The sequence below is a fragment of the Tahibacter soli genome (assembly GCF_025717065.2).
Classification (GTDB): Bacteria; Pseudomonadota; Gammaproteobacteria; order Xanthomonadales; family Rhodanobacteraceae; genus Tahibacter; species Tahibacter soli.
The window spans coordinates 686,317-703,656 of record NZ_JAOVZO020000020.1 but is presented as its reverse complement, the minus strand read 5'-3'; the positions used below and the strand labels follow the sequence as shown (position 1 = coordinate 703,656).

16 protein-coding genes are annotated in these 17,340 nt (G+C 68.4%); 9 read left to right on the top strand and 7 right to left on the bottom strand.

What is annotated here, in order from left to right; translation table 11 throughout:
• Positions 1–428 precede the first annotated feature (428 nt).
• Positions 429–845 (bottom strand): hypothetical protein, encoded by a 417-nt coding sequence (locus OD750_RS24110; RefSeq protein WP_263541176.1) that lies wholly within the window; start codon positions 843–845, stop codon positions 429–431.
• A 147-nt stretch (positions 846–992) separates the two neighbouring features.
• Here OD750_RS24110 and OD750_RS24105 point away from each other — a divergent pair, with 147 nt between their 5' ends.
• Both OD750_RS24105 and OD750_RS24100 read left to right on the top strand, forming a co-directional pair.
• Positions 993–1,298, top strand: coding sequence for an Mpo1-like protein (locus tag OD750_RS24105; RefSeq protein ID WP_263541175.1), 306 nt, complete (start codon positions 993–995; stop codon positions 1,296–1,298).
• A gap of 13 nt (positions 1,299–1,311) precedes the next feature.
• Entirely contained in the window at positions 1,312–1,626 is a 315-nt protein-coding gene (locus tag OD750_RS24100) for an antibiotic biosynthesis monooxygenase family protein (protein WP_263541174.1), read from the top strand.
• Here OD750_RS24100 and OD750_RS24095 read toward each other — a convergent pair.
• The 4 genes from OD750_RS24095 to OD750_RS24080 form a co-directional block, all read right to left on the bottom strand.
• A complete protein-coding gene (locus tag OD750_RS24095) occupies positions 1,623–1,961 on the bottom strand; it encodes a DMT family protein (protein ID WP_263541173.1) in 339 nt (112 codons plus the stop codon). The genes OD750_RS24100 and OD750_RS24095 overlap by 4 nt on opposite strands.
• Positions 1,962–2,141: 180 nt before the next feature.
• Positions 2,142–2,462 (bottom strand): PilZ domain-containing protein, encoded by a 321-nt coding sequence (locus tag OD750_RS24090; protein WP_263541172.1) that lies wholly within the window; start codon positions 2,460–2,462, stop codon positions 2,142–2,144.
• A 98-nt stretch (positions 2,463–2,560) separates the two neighbouring features.
• A complete protein-coding gene (locus tag OD750_RS24085; protein WP_263541171.1) occupies positions 2,561–5,038 on the bottom strand; it encodes an ABC transporter permease in 2,478 nt (825 codons plus the stop codon).
• Positions 5,035–5,739 carry an ABC transporter ATP-binding protein gene (locus OD750_RS24080; protein WP_263541170.1) on the bottom strand — a complete coding sequence of 235 codons (705 nt, stop codon included), beginning with the start codon at positions 5,737–5,739 and terminating at the stop codon, positions 5,035–5,037. The genes OD750_RS24085 and OD750_RS24080 overlap by 4 nt, the downstream gene beginning before the upstream one ends.
• On the opposite strand from OD750_RS24080, the gene OD750_RS24075 reads away from it, so the two are divergent.
• The 5 genes from OD750_RS24075 to OD750_RS24055 all read left to right on the top strand — a co-directional run bounded on the left by OD750_RS24075 (position 5,738) and on the right by OD750_RS24055 (position 10,652).
• Positions 5,738–6,361 carry an arylesterase gene (locus OD750_RS24075; RefSeq protein ID WP_263541169.1) on the top strand — a complete coding sequence of 208 codons (624 nt, stop codon included), beginning with the start codon at positions 5,738–5,740 and terminating at the stop codon, positions 6,359–6,361. The two genes, OD750_RS24080 and OD750_RS24075, sit on opposite strands and share 2 nt — an antisense overlap.
• 103 nt (positions 6,362–6,464) lie before the next feature.
• Complete coding sequence (locus OD750_RS24070; protein ID WP_263541168.1) at positions 6,465–7,193, top strand: response regulator transcription factor; 729 nt, start codon at positions 6,465–6,467, stop codon at positions 7,191–7,193.
• Between the two features lie 9 nt (positions 7,194–7,202).
• A complete protein-coding gene (locus OD750_RS24065; RefSeq protein WP_263541167.1) occupies positions 7,203–8,507 on the top strand; it encodes a sensor histidine kinase in 1,305 nt (434 codons plus the stop codon).
• 86 nt (positions 8,508–8,593) lie between these two features.
• Positions 8,594–9,538 carry an isoaspartyl peptidase/L-asparaginase family protein gene (locus OD750_RS24060; protein WP_263541387.1) on the top strand — a complete coding sequence of 315 codons (945 nt, stop codon included), beginning with the start codon at positions 8,594–8,596 and terminating at the stop codon, positions 9,536–9,538.
• 901 nt (positions 9,539–10,439) lie between these two features.
• Positions 10,440–10,652, top strand: a complete 213-nt coding sequence (locus tag OD750_RS24055; protein ID WP_263541166.1) for a type I toxin-antitoxin system SymE family toxin — start codon at positions 10,440–10,442, stop codon at positions 10,650–10,652.
• Positions 10,653–10,738: 86 nt separating this feature from the next.
• Here the strand turns inward: OD750_RS24055 and OD750_RS24050 are convergent, their stop codons facing one another.
• Positions 10,739–14,455: a translocation/assembly module TamB domain-containing protein gene (locus tag OD750_RS24050; protein WP_263541165.1), complete on the bottom strand. Its 3,717-nt coding sequence runs from the start codon at positions 14,453–14,455 to the stop codon at positions 10,739–10,741.
• On the bottom strand, positions 14,452–16,281 hold the full coding sequence (locus tag OD750_RS24045; protein ID WP_263541164.1) for an autotransporter assembly complex protein TamA: 1,830 nt from the start codon (positions 16,279–16,281) through the stop codon (positions 14,452–14,454). Before OD750_RS24045 ends, OD750_RS24050 begins: the two co-directional genes overlap by 4 nt.
• A 260-nt stretch (positions 16,282–16,541) precedes the next feature.
• Between OD750_RS24045 and OD750_RS24040 the strand changes: the two genes are divergently transcribed.
• Complete coding sequence (locus tag OD750_RS24040; protein ID WP_263541163.1) at positions 16,542–17,240, top strand: TorF family putative porin; 699 nt, start codon at positions 16,542–16,544, stop codon at positions 17,238–17,240.
• Position 17,241: 1 nt separating this feature from the next.
• Positions 17,242–17,331 carry a K(+)-transporting ATPase subunit F gene (gene kdpF / locus OD750_RS24035; RefSeq protein ID WP_263541162.1) on the top strand — a complete coding sequence of 30 codons (90 nt, stop codon included), beginning with the start codon at positions 17,242–17,244 and terminating at the stop codon, positions 17,329–17,331.
• Positions 17,332–17,340 lie beyond the last annotated feature (9 nt).

The following is a 17,340-nucleotide window of genomic DNA, read 5'->3' as shown; positions in this document are numbered from 1 at the left end:
CGAAGTCGCACGACCGCGCGTTGGAACGATAAAACCCGCCCGTAAATCAAACCCGCACCGACGAACGAAGCGGCAAACAATCGCATGAAGTCCGAACAGCGAAAAAGATCGCGACGACGGTGCCTTCGGAGCCCCCTTAAGTTAAGGGGGCGGCTGACGCGGCAGCGTCAGCAGGGGCTGTGGGGGTCCGCGGAATCGACGAAGCCCGTGCACGGATACACAAGGCGCCGCAAAGACGAGGCGGGTACCAGGGGTTTGGTACCCGCCTCGAGCCGGGGCGCCGATGGGGGCGGCTCCCCGTGGGGTGGAGCGCGGTAGGAGATCCGCGTCCGGTTACTAAGATGCAGCGAAGGCCGGTTTGGTTGCTTGTGCCGAAAGGTGCGGTGCTGCTCGTTTCGGCGCGCCGCGGCCACGATTCGGCGCGGCGGTTACTGCACGCGCGACAGGTTCTCGTCGAGCGCCTGCTTGACGGTCGCGATCACCTGCGACGGATTGGTCGGCCGCGCCTGCTGCCGGGCGATGCGCGCGTAGGCGAAGCTGCGCAGATCGGCGTTCTGCGTGCGCGAGAGCAGATCCTGGTACAGCGCCGGCACGTCCTTGGCGCGGCCGTCGAGCAGGTACAGGCGTTCGAGCTGGATCATGTTGCGCTTGACCGCGTGCACCGGGTCGTTCGCCATCGCCGCGTTGCGCGCGAAACGGCTGCGGTGCGGGCGCATCGTGCCGGCGCCGGGGTCGGTGGCGGTCGTCGTCGGGTCGGTCGCGGTCGATTGCGCCGTGGCATAGCCGCCGGCGGTGGCGGCGCCGATCAGGGCGACGGCGAGGAACATCAGAGTCTTGCTGCGCATGAGAGGAACTCCTCGGTGGGTGTGCATGCAAGAACGCGGCGTGCCGCGGCGCGTTGACGCGGGTGCCGCAGCGTTGCCGCGCGTTCACTTGTTCCGACCGGCGCCGCGTCGCAGAATCGAGGCGGCAACGACACCAGCGAGCGCGTCATGTCCAAACCCTACGCGACCTTCCGCGAGTTCTATCCGTACTACCTGTCCGAGCACGCGAATCCGACGTGCCGCCGGCTGCACTACGTCGGCAGCGCGTTCGCGCTGGCGTTTCTCGCGCTCGCGATCGTGCGCGGCAACGCGTGGTGGCTGCTCGGCGCGCTGTTCTCCGGCTACGGCTTCGCCTGGGTCGGACATTTCTTCTTCGAGAAGAACCGGCCCGCGACCTTCCAGCATCCGTTCTACAGCTTTCTCGGCGACTGGGTGATGCTCAAGGACATGCTGACGGGCCGCATCCGCTTTTGACGGCGGTCCGTCGATGAGCGGCTACGCGTACATCTGGGAGTTCCACGTCCCGGCCGAACGCCGCGACGAATTCGAGCGCCACTACGCCGACGGCGGCACCTGGGTGCGGCTGTTCCGCCGTGCGCCGGGCTACGTGCAGACGCTGCTGCTGCGCGACCGCGACATGTCCGAACGCTACGTCACGATCGACCGCTGGATCGACGAGTCGGCGTACAAGGCGTTTCGCCTGAACTTCGGCGACGAATACCGTGCTCTCGATGCGCTGTGCGAAGGATTCGCGAAGCGCGAAGTCGCGCTCGGCACGTTCGACGAGATCGGCGTCGATTAGTCCATAAAGATAAAAAACGACGCGGCGACGATCAGGCCGAATCCGACCATGTGGTTCCACTTGATCGGCGCGTCGAGATACCACACCGAAAACGCGACGAACACGACGAGCGTGATGATCTCCTGGATCGTCTTCAGCTGCGCCGGGTTGTAGACGGCGATGCCCGCGCGGTTAGCCGGCACCTGCAGGCAGTATTCGAAGAACGCGATGCCCCAGCTGACGAGGATGACGATCCACAGCGGCCGGCCGGTGAATTTCAGATGGCCGTACCAGGCGAACGTCATGAAGACGTTCGAGGCGATCAGCAGCAGGATCGGCGTGAGGTAGGCGTTCATGCGGAGTGCTCTTCAGGCCCTCTCCCCCAAGCTTGCTTGGGGGAGAGGGTGGGGTGAGGGGGATGCGTCCGGCAATGCCGCGAGCGTAACGCAGATCCTGGCGCCGCCCCCTCACCCCGACCCTCTCCCCCAAGCGAGCTTGGGGGAGAGGGAGTCTGAAGTTCGGGCGGCAGCGCGCGGCTATTCCTGATCCTGAAACCGCGACTCGTACAACAGCTGCGCGACGCGCGCTTCCTGCCCCTGCATGAATTCGAGGCCGAGGTCTTCCTTGCCGACGCGCACGACGCGCACGCGCAGGCCGATCACCGTTTCCTGGTCGAAGATCAGGAACAGCTTGCACTCCGTTCCGCCCGGCGCGTGCCAGTTGCGCGGCATCGCCACGCGCGCGCCGCCTTGCGACAGATCCTGCACTTCGCTCAGGAAGCCGTCGTCCTCGACGACGATCATCGCCGCCGAGAAAACGGACAGGCGCGGGTGGCGGCGTTTCTCGGCGTAGCTCATGCGTAGTCCCTGACGTGCGTTCGTTCCGACCTGAGCCGCACCTTATGAGCGTCGCCCGGGCTTGGCAAGACGCATGCACGGGCGTTGCGAACCGCCGCTCACTCCTTGCGCAGGACCAGGAGCGGCGACGTGCGCGCGATCGCGCGCGTGCCGAGCCAGCCGGCGAGCGTGACCAGCGCGATGGCGAGCGCGACACCGAGCGCGAACGGCGCCGCGTCGGGCGTCCAGGCGATGCGGAACACGCCGCGACCGAGCGAAATGCCGGCCGCGATCGCGCCGCCCGCGGCGATGAGGCCCGCGACGAGGCCGAGCAGCGCGAACTCGCCGAGCACCGTCGCCGCGAGCTGTCCGCGACCCGCGCCGAGCGTGCGCAGCAGCGCCGTTTCGAACCGCCGTTCCTCGGCGCTGACGTTGAGCGCGGCGATCAGCACGAGGAGGCCCGCGACGAGGCTGAAACCGAGCACGGCGGTCACGGCGCGGGTCACCTGGTCGATGATGTCGCGCACGCGATCGAGGATCGCGTCGATGTCGATCAGCGACAGGTTCGTGTATTGCCGCGACAGCGCCTGCATCGCCGTCGCGCGCTCGGACGGCAGCCAGAAGCTCGCGATGTGGCTGTGCGGCAGGCTCGCGGCGGTGGCGGGGTCGAGCAGCACGAAGAAGTTCACGCGGAACGACGTCCAGTCGGCTTCGCGCACGTTTGAAATCGTCGCGACGATTTCGCGCTCGCCCACGCGCATCGTCATCGTGTCGCCGATCTTCAGATGGAACATGTCCACCCAGACGCGCTCGACCGACGCCTGCGGCGTCGTGGCCGTGCCGTCGAACCACTTTCCTTCGCGCAGCTTGTTCGACTCGGGCAGCGTATCGCTCCACGACAGCCGCATTTCTCCGTTGATCCAGCCGGCCGCGCGGCGGTCTTCGTAGTCTTCCGCGCGCGGCGGCTGCCCGTTGATCGCGACGAGCTTGCCGACCGCGAGCGGCAGCAGGTTCAGGTTCCGCGCCCCCGCTTCGGCGAGCCGGCGCGTCACGTCGTCGCGCTGATCGCTCTGCAGGTTCAACAGGAAATGGTTCGGCGTCTCCGGCGGCAGGTCGGCGCGCCACGCGGCGAGGAGGCCCGGGCCGACGATCGCGAGCACGAGCAGCGACGTGAACGACAGCGCGAGCGCGGTGGCCTGGATCAGGCTCAGCGTGCGGCGCCGCGCGAGATTGGCGAGGCCGAAGCGCAGCGCGCCGGGCAGGCGCTGGCCGAGCCGGCGCATGAGGAAGATCAGCGCGAAGCCGGCGGCGAGCGTGATCGCGGCGACGCCGACGAGACTGCCGCCGAGCGCCGACGCGATGCGCGCGCTGCCGCTCTGCGTCGCGATCAGGCCGAACGCGACGAGCGGCGGCACGAGATACAGCACGTCGAAGCGGCGCGGGCGCAGCGCGACGGCGCGCTGGAACACGCGCACCGGCGGCACGTCGCGCAGGCGCGCGAGCGGCGGCAGCGCGAAGCCGGCGAGCACGGCGAGGCCGATCGCGATGGCCGCGAGCGCGGGCAGAAGGCTCAGCGGCGGCGGCGCGCCGGGCAACAGATCGCCCGCGTAGCGCAGCACCGATTCCTGCAGCGCGAGGCCGACGCCGGCGCCGATCAGGCACGCGGGCAGGCCGAGAAACAGCAAGGTGAGCGACAGCGTGGCGAGCACGTCGCGCTTGCCGAGGCCGAGCGCGCGCAGGAGCGCCACCTCGTCGATCTTGCGTCGCGCGTAGCGCTGCGCGGCGAGCGCGACCGCGATGCCCGACAGCAGCGCCGACAAGAGCGCCGCGAGGCGCAGAAACGCCTCACCGCGCTCGAACGCCGTGCGCAGGTTCTGCTGCGCCTCGCCGACCGTGACGAGCTGCGCGCCGTCGGCGAGCTTCGGCTTGGCGAACGACTGGAACTGCTCCAGCGCGTCGGGCGTACCCGCGACCATCAGCTTGTGCCGCGCGCGGCTGCCGACCGCGAGCAGGCCGCCGCTTTCGGCGTCGGCGATCGCGGCGATCAGGCGCGGCGCGAGCGAGAACATCTGCCCGCCGTCGGGCTGGCGCACGATTTCGCCGTCCACTCTGAGCGGCCTGCCGGCGAGTTCGAGCGTATCGCCGACGCCGATGCCGAGCGCGGCGAGCACCAGCCGGTCGGCATAGACCGAACCGGCCGGCGGCGCGCCGGCCGTGCGGTCGGCGCCCGCGGCGTCGCGCACGGTGAGCGTACCGCGCAGCGGATAGTGCGGATCGGTCGCGAACACCTGCGCGAGCTGGCTCTTGCCGCCGGCGAACACGACGCTCGGAAACTCGGCGCTGCGATTGGTCGCCAGGCCGAGCTGCGCGGCGCGGTCGGCGAACTCCGGCGCGATCGCGCGGCGCGCCGCGACGCCGAGATCGCCGCCGATGAGTTCGGCCGCGCTCGCGACGATCGCGCGCTCGACGCGCTGACCGAGCGTGGTCACCGCCGTGAGCGCGGCGACCGCGAGCACGAGCGCCGCGGCGAGCGTGCGCAGCTCGCCGTGGCGAAACTCGCGCCGGAGCGCGCGCGCGGCGAAGGCGAAGACGTTCATGCGGCGGCTCCGCGCGCGATGTCGACGCGGCGTCCGCCGTCCAGGCGCACCACGTGGTGGCAGCGTTCGGCGAGCGTCAGGTCGTGCGTGACCATGACGAGCGTCGTGCCGTTCGCGCGGTTGAGTTCGAACAGAAGGTCGCTGACGGTATGACCGGTGCGCTGGTCGAGGTTGCCGGTGGGCTCGTCGGCGAACAGCACCGACGGGCGATGCACGAACGCGCGCGCGATCGCGACGCGCTGCTGTTCGCCGCCGGAGAGCTGATGCGGATAGTGGTGCAGGCGGCGCGCGAGGCCGACCGCGACCAGCGCTTCCTGCGCGGCCTTGCGCGCGTCGCTGCCGCCGCCGTCGAGTTCGAGCGGCAGCATCACGTTTTCTTCGGCGGACAGCGCGGGCAGCAGGTGAAAGCTCTGAAACACGAAGCCGACGAGGCGCCGGCGCAGGCGCGCGCGACCTTCCTCGTCGAGCGAGTCGAGCGGCGTGCCGGCGAGGCTGATCTGTCCGCGGCTCGGCGTGTCCAGGCCCGCGAGCAGGCCCAGGAGCGTCGTCTTGCCCGAGCCGGACGCGCCGACGATGGCGAGGCTGTCGCCGCGCGTCACGTCGAGGCTGACGCCGTCGAGAATCTCGATGCGTCCGTCGGGGCCTTCGACCGCTTTGCTAACATCGCGGGCGCTCAAGATCGTTTCGGCGGATTCGTGCATGCGTAGATTCCTGGCTGTCCTGTTGTTCTGTTGTGTTCCGCTGGCCGCTTTAGCGGCACCGGCCGCGCCGGTGCTCGTGCTCGGCGATTCGCTGTCCGCCGCGCACGGCATTCCGATCGAAACCGGCTGGGTGACCCTGCTCTCCAAACGGCTCGACACCGGCGAACCCGTCGCGCGCCGCGCCGTCGTCAACGCGTCGATCAGCGGCGAAACCACCTCCGGCGGCCTCGCGCGCCTGCCGGCGCTGCTGTCGACGCACAAGCCCGGCATCGTCGTCGTCGAACTCGGCGCCAACGACGGCCTGCGCGGCCTGCCGCTGCCCGATATCCGCAAGAACGTAGCGAGCCTCGTGAAACTGTCGCGCGACGCCGGCGCCAGGGTGGTGCTCGTCGGCATCGAGCTTCCGATCAACTACGGGCCGCAGTATCGCGACGGCCTGCGGGCGATGTATCGGGATGTGGCCGCCGAATTCAATGTGCCCTTGGTCCCGTTCCTGCTCGAAGGCGTGGCACTCGACCCGGCGCTGATGCAGGACGACGGCCTCCACCCGGTCGCCGCCGCGCAGCCGAAGGTGCTCGAAACGGTGTGGGCGGTGCTCAAGGACGTCCTCGCGGCGCCGTAGATTTTTTCACGCCGGCGTCACCCCCTCGCGCCCAACCTTCACAAATGTGAAGATACCGGCGCAAGCCGTTTCGGCGCCGTTCGCGGCGCAAGCGGAGGGGGCAATGAAGCAGCGCGAAGAGCAGGCGGGTCTGATCCTCCTGATCGAGGACAATCGCGGCATCGCCGAGATGGTCGGCGAGTATCTGGAACGCCGCGGCTACGGCGTCGACTACGCGACCGACGGCATCACGGGTCTGCGGCTCGCCATCAACAACAGCTACGACGTGGTCGTGCTCGACCTGATGCTGCCCGGCATGGACGGCATCGAGCTGTGCCGGCGCCTGCGCGGCGAGGCGAAGAAGTCGACGCCGGTGCTGATGCTGACCGCGCGCGACACGCTCGACGACAAGCTCGTGGGCCTGGAAGCCGGCGCCGACGACTACCTCGTCAAGCCGTTCGAAATCCGCGAACTCGAAGCGCGCGTGCGCGCGCTGATCCGCCGCGACCGCCGCCTCGTCAGCGCCGAGGTGCTGCGCGTGGGCGATCTGATTCTCGACACCGCCACCTTGCGTCTGACGCGCGGCGAGAACGAGCTCATCGCCTCGCCGATCGGCATCAAGCTCTTGACCATCCTGATGCGCGAATCGCCGCGTGTCGTCAGCCGGCGCGACATCGAGCGCGAGATCTGGGGCGACACGCTGCCCGATTCCGACACGCTGCGTTCGCACTTGTACAATTTGAGGAAAATTATCGACAAGCCGTTCCAGCGGCCGCTGCTGCACACGATCCACAGCGCGGGCTACCGCCTGGCCGATCTCGATGCCGAGGTTGCCGCGAGCCACGCGGTCTGACGCGCCTGCATGCGCAAAGCGTCGGGCATACGCCGCAAGATATGGGTCGTCTTCGTCCTGCAGCTTGCGGCGATCAGCTTCGCCACGGTCGTCGGCGTCTACGGCGCCGCGACGATTCTTGAAGACCTCCTGATCAAGCAGGCGCTGCGCGACGAGGCCGGCCACTACTTCGGCCGGCTCGCGACCCACCCCGGCGCGGAACTGCCCGACACCTACAACATGCACGGCTACTTCGCCGCGCACGGCAAGCCGGACGCCGATGTCCCGGCCGAGCTGCGCGGCCTCGAACCCGGCTTTCACCACGTCGGCCGCGAAGCCGGGCGCGACGAACTCGTCCACGTCAGCGACGGCACGCGGGGCCGGCTGTTTCTCGTGTTCCGGCAGGAACAAGTACACAAGCTCGCTTTCTTGTTCGGCTTCGTGCCGCTGACCGTCGTGCTGCTGATCATCTACACGACGACCTGGCTCACGTACCGCGCGTCGCGCCGCGCGCTGTCGCCGATCGTCGCGCTCGCGAACGCCGTGCGCGCGTGGGATCCGAAGAAGCCCGACCTCGAAGCGCTCGACGTCGAGCAGCTGCCGGGCGAGGTCGATCACGACGTCGAGGCGCTGTCGCGCGCGCTGCACGGCTTCGCGACGCGCATCGAGGAGTTCGTCGAACGCGAGCGCAACTTCACGCGCGACGCGAGCCACGAGCTGCGCAGCCCGCTGACCGTGATCAAGGTCGCCGCCGACGTGCTGGCCGACGAGGAAAACCTCGACGACTTCGCACGCCGTTCGGTCGGCCGCATCCGCACGGCCGGGCGCGACATGGAAGCGCTGATCGAGGCGTTTCTGATCCTCGCGCGCGAAGCCGACACCGGGTTGCCGGAGGAGGACTTCCACGTCAACGACCTCGCGCGCGAAGAAATCGAACGGGCCAAGCCCTACGTCGAACGCAAGCCCGTCGCGCTCGAACTCGTCGAGGAGGGGGCGTTCGATCTGCACGCGTCGCCGCGCGTGCTGTCGGTGATGCTCGGCAATCTCATCCGCAACGCCTGCCTGTACACCGAGCACGGCCGCGTCGTCGTCACCGTCGGCTTCGATTTCCTGCGTGTCGAGGACACCGGCATCGGCATGAGCCACGACGATCTCGCGCACGTGTTCCAGCCGTTCTTTCGCGCCGGACGCAGCCAGCGCGGCGGCCACGGCGTGGGGCTGACCATCGTCAAGCGGTTGTCCGACCGCTTTCGCTGGCCGATCGAAATCCACAGCGAACTCGGCGTCGGCACGACCGCGGTGATCCGCTTTCCCGACGCGCGGCCGCCGGTCTGACGCGACGTATACTCGGCGCTTCGTTCGCGCGAGGAGCGCCAGCCATGTTTCGTCTCGCCATCGGCGCCGTCGCCGGAGTATTCGCCATGAACGCGCAAGCCGCCGACGTCAGACCCGTGCTCGTGATTCACGGCGGCGCGGGCGTGATCGCCAAAGACCTGACGCCCGAGCGCCGCGCCGGCGTCGAAGCGGCGCTGCGCGACGCGCTCACGCAGGGCTACGCCGTGCTCACGGGCGGCGGCAGCAGTCTCGACGCGGTCGGCCGCGCGGTCGTCGTGCTCGAAGACTCGCCGTATTTCAACGCCGGCAAGGGCGCGGTGTTCACGCACGACGGCAAGAACGAACTCGACGCCGCGATCATGGACGGAACGACGCGCAAGGCCGGCAGCATCGCCGGCGTGCATCGCGTGAAGAATCCGGTGCTGCTCGCGCGCGCGGTGATGGAAAAATCGCCGCACGTCATGCTGACGGGCGAGGGCGCCGAAGCGTTCGCGCAGTCGATCGGCATGGAACTCGTCGACCCGTCGTACTTTCGCACCGACGAGCGCTGGGAGCAGCTGCAGAACGCACTGAAGAAAGAGGCGCAGGCGAGCGTCGACACCGATCGCACGCGCCACTACGGCACGGTCGGCGCGGTGGCGCTCGACAAGGCGGGGCATCTGGCCGCCGCGACGTCGACCGGCGGCATGACGAACAAGCGCTGGGGCCGCGTCGGCGACGCGCCGATCATCGGCGCCGGCACGTATGCGAACGCCGGCTGCGCGGTATCGGCGACGGGCTGGGGCGAGTTCTACATCCGCACCGTGGCGGCGCATTCGATCTGCGCGCGCGTGGCGTGGAAAAAAGAAACGATAGACAAAGCGGCCAAGGCTGTCGTGCTCGAGGACGTGCCGTCGCTCGGCGGCGACGGTGGGGTGATCGCGCTCGATGCGCGGGGCAACTTTTCGTTGCCGTTCAATACCGACGGGATGTATCGGGGGTGGGTCGATCGGGATGGGAAGGTGCATGTCGCGATGTTGAAGGGGGAATGACTTGGGTTGGTGTTTGCGCATCTGCGCTCGTCATCTTTTGCTCGTCATCCCAGCGAACGCTGGACTGCGCAGGCATGGATGCCGGAGCGAACATTCGCGCAGCGAATGGCCCGAAGGGGTGAGCCGCGGACGCGGCGAATCATCCAGCTTTTGATTGTCGCTTTGTAGCTTTCGCTTGGCTTTAAACAAAGCGTTCCGCTCGCTGCCGCGAGCGGGCAGGGAGAGGTTGCTTGCCCAACCCCTCCCTGCACCCTCCAAGGGCACCCCGACGGCCGCGGTTTGCGGGCATCCATGCCCGCAAACTTCGCGAGATCGCTCCGGGGTTCGTTGAAGGGCCATCCATGGCCCGTCAACGAACTGCGCGCATCCCTGCGCGCACCCGCTGCGCGGGCTCTCCTCCGCAATCTCGCCGCGACCGACGGGGCCCCGGGTAGAGCGGGCGGCTTCCTGCCGCCAGAAGCAACGGCAACAGCGACGGCCAAAGCGCGGCATTTCTACAACGCCGTCATACCGGCGAAGGCCGGTATCCAGTTTTTTGCGCAAAGTAAACACATGGACGCCAGGTCACGCCACGCATAGCCCTCTCCCCAAGCTCCGCTTGGGGGAGAGGGTTGGGTGAGGGGGCGACGCTCAGTTTTTCGTTGCGATTCTGTTTCGGCGAGAAGCCAAAGCTCGCAGCGTGTAGCGCAATACAAAGCTCGCTGCGGTCGTCTCAGCCTAGCACCGTGCTCAGGCCGTCAAGGACTGCGCAAGTTCGATAAAACCGAATCCTTGACGGCCTTCCGCGCGGCGCTGTGAAAGGTCGCCCGCAGCGACCAATCGCTGGAAGGGCGAAAGCGCGAACGGCGCGGTTGGCTCCACGCCGTTCGCTAACCACAAACCACTTAGTAAGGAGTGGATCATGGCTGAGCGAAATCATACTTCACGCGAATCTTCCACAAAGCAAATCCGCATCGGTACGGCTTACTACCCGGCCGTAGATCAGGCGCATCTTCCACGAGAGATCCCCCAGATCCGACTCTGCGGCATCTGGCTCATCAACGCCGGCTTCCTCCCGGGCGATCTCGTCACCATCCGCGTCACCGCCGGCCGTCTCGTGATCACCCGCGCCTGACGCCCCTATCGCGGAAGCCTCGCTCGTCGAGGCTTCCGCAAAGCGCGCGCTTGCCCGGAGGCCGCGCTGAAAACCGGGCCGATGCGTCACTTTTCCCATCGGTAATTCAGGCCCGCCCGATTCTCCGTCGTCGCATTCTGCGCCTCGAGCTCCCACCGCTTCGACAGCTTGTAGCGCAGCGTGATCACTTCGCCCGGCGTGAAGATGCCGACGCCGTAGCTCAGGTACAGTTTTGGCGAAAGATACTTGCCGACCGTGAACGCGCTGCCGCCGAGCGCCGCGTTGTCGCTCACCGCCGCGTCCACGCCCAGTCGCGCGCCGACGCTTTTCGCGAGCAGGTCGCCCGTCGCCGAACCGAGCGCCTGCGCCGCCGCGCCGACCATGTCGCCGTCGCCGCTCTTGAGCGCCGACAGCGGTCGACCCGTGACGAGGTACGACAGCGCTTCGGACTGCTCCATCGTCGGTTCGGAGAACACCGTCAGCACCGGCACCTGCGCCGTGCCCTGCACGCGCAGCCCGGCCGTCACGTCCTTGAGTTCGCGCACCGCCTGGATGTCGAGCCCCGGATTGTCGATCGCCGTGCCGGCGAACAGCAGGCGGCCCGTGCGCACTTTCAGATCCTGGCCGTAGGCCTTGTATGTGCCGCCGACGCGGATTTCGCCGCGCCCCGTCGTCTGCTTGCCGGGCCGCTCGACGATCACGAGCTGCCCGTCGAGCTTGCCGTCGAGGCCGAATCCCTTGAGCCGCACGTCGTCGCCGAGCTTCAACGTGATGTCGGCCGTCAGCGGCAGCGACTTGCCCGCTTCGGCCTGTTCGGCGTCGGTGACGACGACGTCGGGCGACGTCTTCGCCGCGCCGCCGCCCGGCAGCTTGGTCAGGTCGACGTTCGCGTACGGCAAGTCGACGTCGCCGCCGATCACCATCTTCTCGGCGCTGCGCTCGATCGTGAGCTTCGGCCCGATCAGCACCTTCGCCGCGGGGATGTCGGCCGCGAGGAAATCCTTGCCTTCGATCGCGATCGACAGCGGCGCGTCGGCCGCCATGCCGCCGCTGCCGCGCACGTCGACCTTGCCGCCGCCCGACGCGAGGCTGCCGGCGATCGCGAAGCGCTGCCCTTCGAGCAGGTCGACGCGCAGGTTGCCGTCGTGCAGCTTCAGGCCCGCGGCCGGCACTTCGGTCGCGAACTCCGACACCGATACGTTGCCGCCGATCTGCGGCGCGGCGACGGTACCGGCGAACGCGAGCGTGCCGGCGACCTTGCCCTTGACCGATCCGAGTTCGGTTGTGAACAACTCCACAAACGACAAGCTGTTCAACGCGAGCGCGATCTGCCCCGACAGCGCCTGTTCGGCGCCGGCGACGCCGATCTGTCCGTTGATGCTGCCGCCGTCGGACAGTTCGGCACGGATCAGCACCTGCTGCGACGACGGCGACAGCGTCGCGTCGATCGCGAAGTTCTTGTAGTCGAGCAGCGGTTTGCCCGCCTCGGTGTCGGGATACGCGACGCGGCCCGTGTCCGATCCGATCTGCGCCGTGCCGTTCAGCGCGCCGTCGGCGCCGCGCTTCACGTCGCCCTGGCCTTCGATGTCGCCGGTCAGCGTGAACGGCGCGCCGGGCGCGGCGATCGCCGCGATCATCGCCAGCGGCAGGCGTTCGATGCGGTAGCGCGCGTTCGCGGCGCCGTCGGCGGTCTGGTTCGCCGAGAAGCACAGCCGCGGACCGTTCGCGGCGAGACACACGTCGCCGACGGTGGCCGCGCCGTCCTTGAGCGCGATCGCTGCCGGCTGTTCGAGCTTCCACTCGGGCTGGTCCTTCACCGCGAGCGTGAGTTCGGCGAGCGTGCCGGCCCAGTTCGCGCCCTCGCTGCGGCCGCGCAGCGTCGTGTGCGCGGTCAGCGGCGTGCCGTTCGCGGCGAGCTTCACCTCGTGCGAATCGCGGTCGCCCTTGCCGTCGAGGCTGACGCGCTCGAACGTGAGACCGCCCGCCGTCACGCCGGTCGCGAGCACGTCGAACGCGCCGCGCGGCGCGTTCGTGTCGGCGATGTCGGCGTTGAGTTCGAGCGATGCGACGCGGTTTTCGCCGACGCCGATCGTCTGGCCTTCCAGGCGTCCGGCCACCGCGAGCGACGGCCACTTGCCGCGGATCGTGAATTCGCCACGCACGCGGCCCTGCGCGTCGGGCAGCACGTCGCCGAGCGACGCGAGCGTGAAGCCGACCGTCGCATTGGTGTCGTTGCCGCCGCGACCGCGCACGGCGACCGTCGACTGCCCCGACGCGATCGCTGCGGTGCCGTCGACGACGAAGCCCGGCGTGATCGACAGGTCGGCGGTGCCGGTGACCGGCCGGTCGCGCAGCTTGCCGTCGAGCTTGTCGAGTTTGATCTTCGCAGCAATTCCCTTGTCGCCGCTCGTGCCCTCGGTCGCGAGCGCGAAGCTCAGCGAACCGGGCCACTCCGCGGCGAACGCGCCGGGATCGAGACGGTTGGCCTTGGCATCGAGTTTCCAGCCGATGCCGGGTTTCAACGTCACCAAGCCTGCGGCGTCGAGTCCGCCCTTGGCCTGTACGAGTGCGAGGCGGTTGAGCGTGATCGCGTCGGGCGTGCCGGCGAGGTCGAGTTCGACGTCGGACAGTTTGCCCGGCGGTCCTGCCGACAATTTGCCTTTGGCCACAAATTGCTCGGCGCCGCCGTCGAACGTCACGGTGCCGTGCGTCGCGAGCGCTTGGCCGGCGAGGTCCGGCGGAATCTCGACGCCGTCCCAGGTCACGTCGAGCTTGGCGGTCGGCTTGTCGGCACCGAGGTTCACCGTGCCTTTGAGGTCGAGCTTGCCGGGCGCTTCGGGCGTGCGCAGGCTCAGCGCTTCGATGGTCAGCAGCTTGCCGTCGGCGAGCGCGTAGCGCAGCGGCTGGATCGCGACGCGATGGCCGTTGACGTCGACGGTGCCGTCGACCGCGCCCTTGCCTTTGTCGCCGGCGCCCTTGAGCGACAGCGCGAGCGACGCGAGGCCCGAATCCTTCGCGACGACGTTCGGGTCGAACGCCGGCACGTCGAGCGCGACCGTCCACGCGTAGTCGCCGCTCGTCGCGACGGTGGCGTCGAGCTTCGTCGCCATCGGCTGCGCGAGCGCGACGTTGAGGTTGGCCTTGCCGTCGCGACTGACGAGTTCGAGCGTGCCGCCGTACGTCGCGTCGCCGGCCTTCCAGCGGAACGCGCCTTTCGCGCCGCCGGCATAGCCCGTCAGCGACGTCAGCGACGCGTCGAGATCGACCTCGCCGTCGGGTGCGCGCAGCTTGAGCTTGTCGATCCTGACGCCCTCGTTCGTCCAGCCGGCGGCAAGATCGAGCGTGTCGAGCGCGAATGCCGGCTTGCCGTCGGCGACGACCGACGCCTTCGCCAGATGCAGGCGGTCGAGCACGATCGCGACCGGCGGCGTCAGCGACACTTCGGACGTGCCGGGTTCTTTCGGCGGCGCCTGCGTCGTCGTCGCGACGGCCACGTCGGCGATGTCGAGATTCTGGATATGTACGACTTTACCCAACGCCGCCATCAGCGCGACGTCGACGGTCACGCGACCGACCTTGGCGTCGACGCCGGCATCGTTCCAGCGCACGCCCGTCAGCGTCAGCGGTCCGGCGAGCGTGCCTTCGCTGGAGGCGATCGCGAGCTTGCCGTCCATCGCGCCGACCACGCGCCCGAGCGCGAAGCGCGCGCCGCTCGTCGTGTTGACGAGCCACACGATCGCAAGCGCGGCGACGACGACGAGCGCCAGCACGGCGCCGAGGAGAATTTTCAGCCAGCGTTTCATAGGTCGGGCCCGATGACGAGGTGGATCTGCAGCCCGCGATCGAGCACGTTCGGCGCGAGCGCCGCATCCTGCTTGCTTTCCTTTTTCACCGGGAATCCGAGATCGAAGCGCACCATGCCGACCGGCGAGCGCCAGCGCACGCCGAGGCCGGCGCCGATCTTGAGGTTGTATTTGGTGCCGGAAAACGCGTCGCCGGCGTCGACGAACGCGGCCGCGCCCCAGTTGCGCGTGAAGTAGTACTCGTACTCGGCGCTGGCGACGACGAGGTTCTTGCCGCCGATCACGACGCCGACCGGCGCCAGCGGCGCCGTGCGCGGCACCACTTCGATCGGTCCGACCGTCTGGTAGCCGAAGCCGCGGATCGAACGGTCGCCGCCGGCGAAGAAGCGCAGGTCGGGCGGCAGCGCGTCGAAGTCGCTCGCCCAGGTCGAGGCGATCGTGCCGCGCAGAATCAGGCGCTGGCGCGGCGCCGGCGAGCGGATGTATTTCGCGTCGGCGCGCATCTGCACGAAGTCGCTGTCGGACAGCACGTCCTTCTTGCCGGCGCGCGCGGTTACGTTGAACGAATAGCCCCTGCGCACGAACAGCGGATCGTCGCCGTTCTTCTTCGTCAGGCCCACCTCGGGGTACAGCACGGTCGAATTGCCGCGGATCACGGCGAGCTTGCGGTCGCCGATTTCGAAGTCGCCCGTCTGCAGCTTCAGGCCCAGCGTGCGGGTGAAGCCCATCCACTGGCGCGTTTCGTTGGCGACGATCGTGGTCGTCTTCGAGCGCGTGGTCTTCGTATCCTCGTCGCGGAAGTTCGCGCCGAAATTGAAGCTGCGGTTGTCGGTGCCGGGCATCGGGATCGTGTATAGCGTCGACAGCGTTTTCAGGCGCTGCGCGACGATCGCTTCGCTCTTCATCTTGTGGCCGCGGCGGTTCATCCAGCGCCGTTCGAGGCCGCCGCGCACGCCGAAGCCGGTGTCGGTGCCGACGAAGATGCCGCCGGTGTAGATGCTGCGCTTGGCCGGCGCGAGCTTGACCAGGATGTTGACGACGCCGTCCTGCGCGTTCTCGATGTCGGGATTGACGTCGACCATCGAGAAATAGTCGGCCTCGGTCAGCCGCTGCTGCAGCGAGAGCAGTTGTTCCTGTGTGTAGAAGTCGCCTTGTTTCCACGGCACGTAGCGGTCGAGGAAACCGTCGTCGAACTGCGCGCCTTCGAAGATCGTCTCGCCGACGCGGTAGCGCTGGCCCGGCTCCCACGCGAGGTCGATCACGGCCGTGCGCGTGCCGCGCGTGACGCTCACCTTGTGCGTGACGAGCTGCGCGTCGAGAAAGCCGGAGGCGAACAGCGCGGCCTGGATCGCGGTCTTGCCGCGCTCGTAGGCGGCGTGGCTCATCGCGTCGCCGACCTGCGGCGCGAACGCGCGCAGCGCCTGGCGCACCGGACGCAGCTGGCGCGCCTCGCCGTCGAGTTTCAGGTTCAGCGTGCCGACCTTCACCGCTTCGCCGGGCACGACGTTGAGAACGGCGGTCCAGCCTTCCGGCGATTCCTTGAGCTCGCCCTTCACCTGCGCGTCGTAGTAGCCGTACGGCACGAGCGCCGCGGCGACCTGATCCTGCGCGCGGTCGTACAGGCGCCGCACCTGCGCGGCGCTGACGTCGCGACCGTCGTACTGGTTGAGTTCGAGCCCGGCGAGCACGGCGAGCTTGAGCTCGCCTTCGACGCCGCCGACGGTCGTCGTGACCTTCGCCGCCGCGGCGATGCCGAGCGAAGCGACGTACAGCGCCACCGCGACCGACAGGCGACGCCAGCCGCTCCTTGTCCGAGGTCGGATCATTCCGTCTATCCAGTTTCAGGGGCTTGATTTATAGCAGGCGAGGGGTGAAGCCGATAGCTTGTCAAAGCCGGCCGGAACCGCATGGGGAAGCCGTTTCGTGCGTTTCGTCGCAACGTTTTGCAGTTTGCGGCGCGCGAACGCCGGCTGCGCGTTTACGCGAACTTTACGCGGCGCGCCGCGAGTGCGTCTGTCGCCTTTACGCGTTCAGGTTCGACACTGCGCCTGCTCCGCCCCGGAGCGAGAACAGAGCAGAAGTGGCGATGAACGCCCGCAACAGGTCAGTACAGGTACTTGCCGCGATCGTGACGGTCGCGGCCGTTTTGCCGGCGCATGCCGTCGATTTCAGCGGCTCGGCCGCCGTCACCAGCGACTACGTCTTTCGCGGCATCTCGCAGACGCGCGGCGACGCCGCCCCGCAGCTGGGCCTCAAGGCCGCGCTCGATTCGGGTTTCTACGGTTCGGTGTGGACGTCGACGGTCGACTACGGCCCCGACCTCGGCACCGATGCCGAAGTCGATCTCGTCGCCGGCTGGAACCGCACGTTCGCGCAGCGCTGGAACCTCGACGTCAACCTCACGCGCTTTACGTACCCGGGCACGCGGGAGCCTGCCAACCTCGACTACAACGAAGTGATCGCGACGCTGACGCTCGACTCGCGCTGGTGGGCGATGGTCGGCTGGTCCGAAAACGCGCTCGCGTCGCGCGGTCGCGGCGTGTACGTCGAGCTCGGCGCGAAATTCCCGGTGACCGACGCGTTCCGCTTCGAAACCGTCGCGGCGCACTACGACCTCGACGAGGGTCTGGGCAAGAGCTACGGCCGCGCGCAGCTGTCGGCGGTCTACACGTTGAACAAAGTGGATTTGCGCGCATCGGGCCACTGGACGAGCGACAGCGCCAAAACGCTGTTCCCCGGTGTCGCCGGCAGCCGCTTCGAAGCATCGGCCACCTGGAATTTCTGACATGAGCGCCTTGACCGTATTCCTTCTCGCCCTGAGCGGTGCGCTCGGGGCCTACCTCCTGGTCGCATTGCTGCGGCCGGAAAAGTTCTAAGCGGAGCGT

Coding starts and splice junctions, on each gene's coding strand:
- OD750_RS24100 (WP_263541174.1), top strand. CDS start 1,312: ATGAGCGGCTACGCGTACATCTGGGAGTTCCACGTCCCGGCCGAACGC.
- OD750_RS24055 (WP_263541166.1), top strand. CDS start 10,440: ATGGCTGAGCGAAATCATACTTCACGCGAATCTTCCACAAAGCAAATC.
- OD750_RS24090 (WP_263541172.1), bottom strand. CDS start 2,462: ATGAGCTACGCCGAGAAACGCCGCCACCCGCGCCTGTCCGTTTTCTCG.
- OD750_RS24050 (WP_263541165.1), bottom strand. CDS start 14,455: ATGAAACGCTGGCTGAAAATTCTCCTCGGCGCCGTGCTGGCGCTCGTC.
- OD750_RS24065 (WP_263541167.1), top strand. CDS start 7,203: ATGCGCAAAGCGTCGGGCATACGCCGCAAGATATGGGTCGTCTTCGTC.
- OD750_RS24045 (WP_263541164.1), bottom strand. CDS start 16,281: ATGATCCGACCTCGGACAAGGAGCGGCTGGCGTCGCCTGTCGGTCGCG.
- OD750_RS24040 (WP_263541163.1), top strand. CDS start 16,542: ATGAACGCCCGCAACAGGTCAGTACAGGTACTTGCCGCGATCGTGACG.
- OD750_RS24080 (WP_263541170.1), bottom strand. CDS start 5,739: ATGCACGAATCCGCCGAAACGATCTTGAGCGCCCGCGATGTTAGCAAA.
- OD750_RS24060 (WP_263541387.1), top strand. CDS start 8,594: ATGAACGCGCAAGCCGCCGACGTCAGACCCGTGCTCGTGATTCACGGC.
- OD750_RS24110 (WP_263541176.1), bottom strand. CDS start 845: ATGCGCAGCAAGACTCTGATGTTCCTCGCCGTCGCCCTGATCGGCGCC.
- OD750_RS24075 (WP_263541169.1), top strand. CDS start 5,738: ATGCGTAGATTCCTGGCTGTCCTGTTGTTCTGTTGTGTTCCGCTGGCC.
- OD750_RS24070 (WP_263541168.1), top strand. CDS start 6,465: ATGAAGCAGCGCGAAGAGCAGGCGGGTCTGATCCTCCTGATCGAGGAC.
- OD750_RS24105 (WP_263541175.1), top strand. CDS start 993: ATGTCCAAACCCTACGCGACCTTCCGCGAGTTCTATCCGTACTACCTG.
- OD750_RS24085 (WP_263541171.1), bottom strand. CDS start 5,038: ATGAACGTCTTCGCCTTCGCCGCGCGCGCGCTCCGGCGCGAGTTTCGC.
- kdpF (WP_263541162.1), top strand. CDS start 17,242: ATGAGCGCCTTGACCGTATTCCTTCTCGCCCTGAGCGGTGCGCTCGGG.
- OD750_RS24095 (WP_263541173.1), bottom strand. CDS start 1,961: ATGAACGCCTACCTCACGCCGATCCTGCTGCTGATCGCCTCGAACGTC.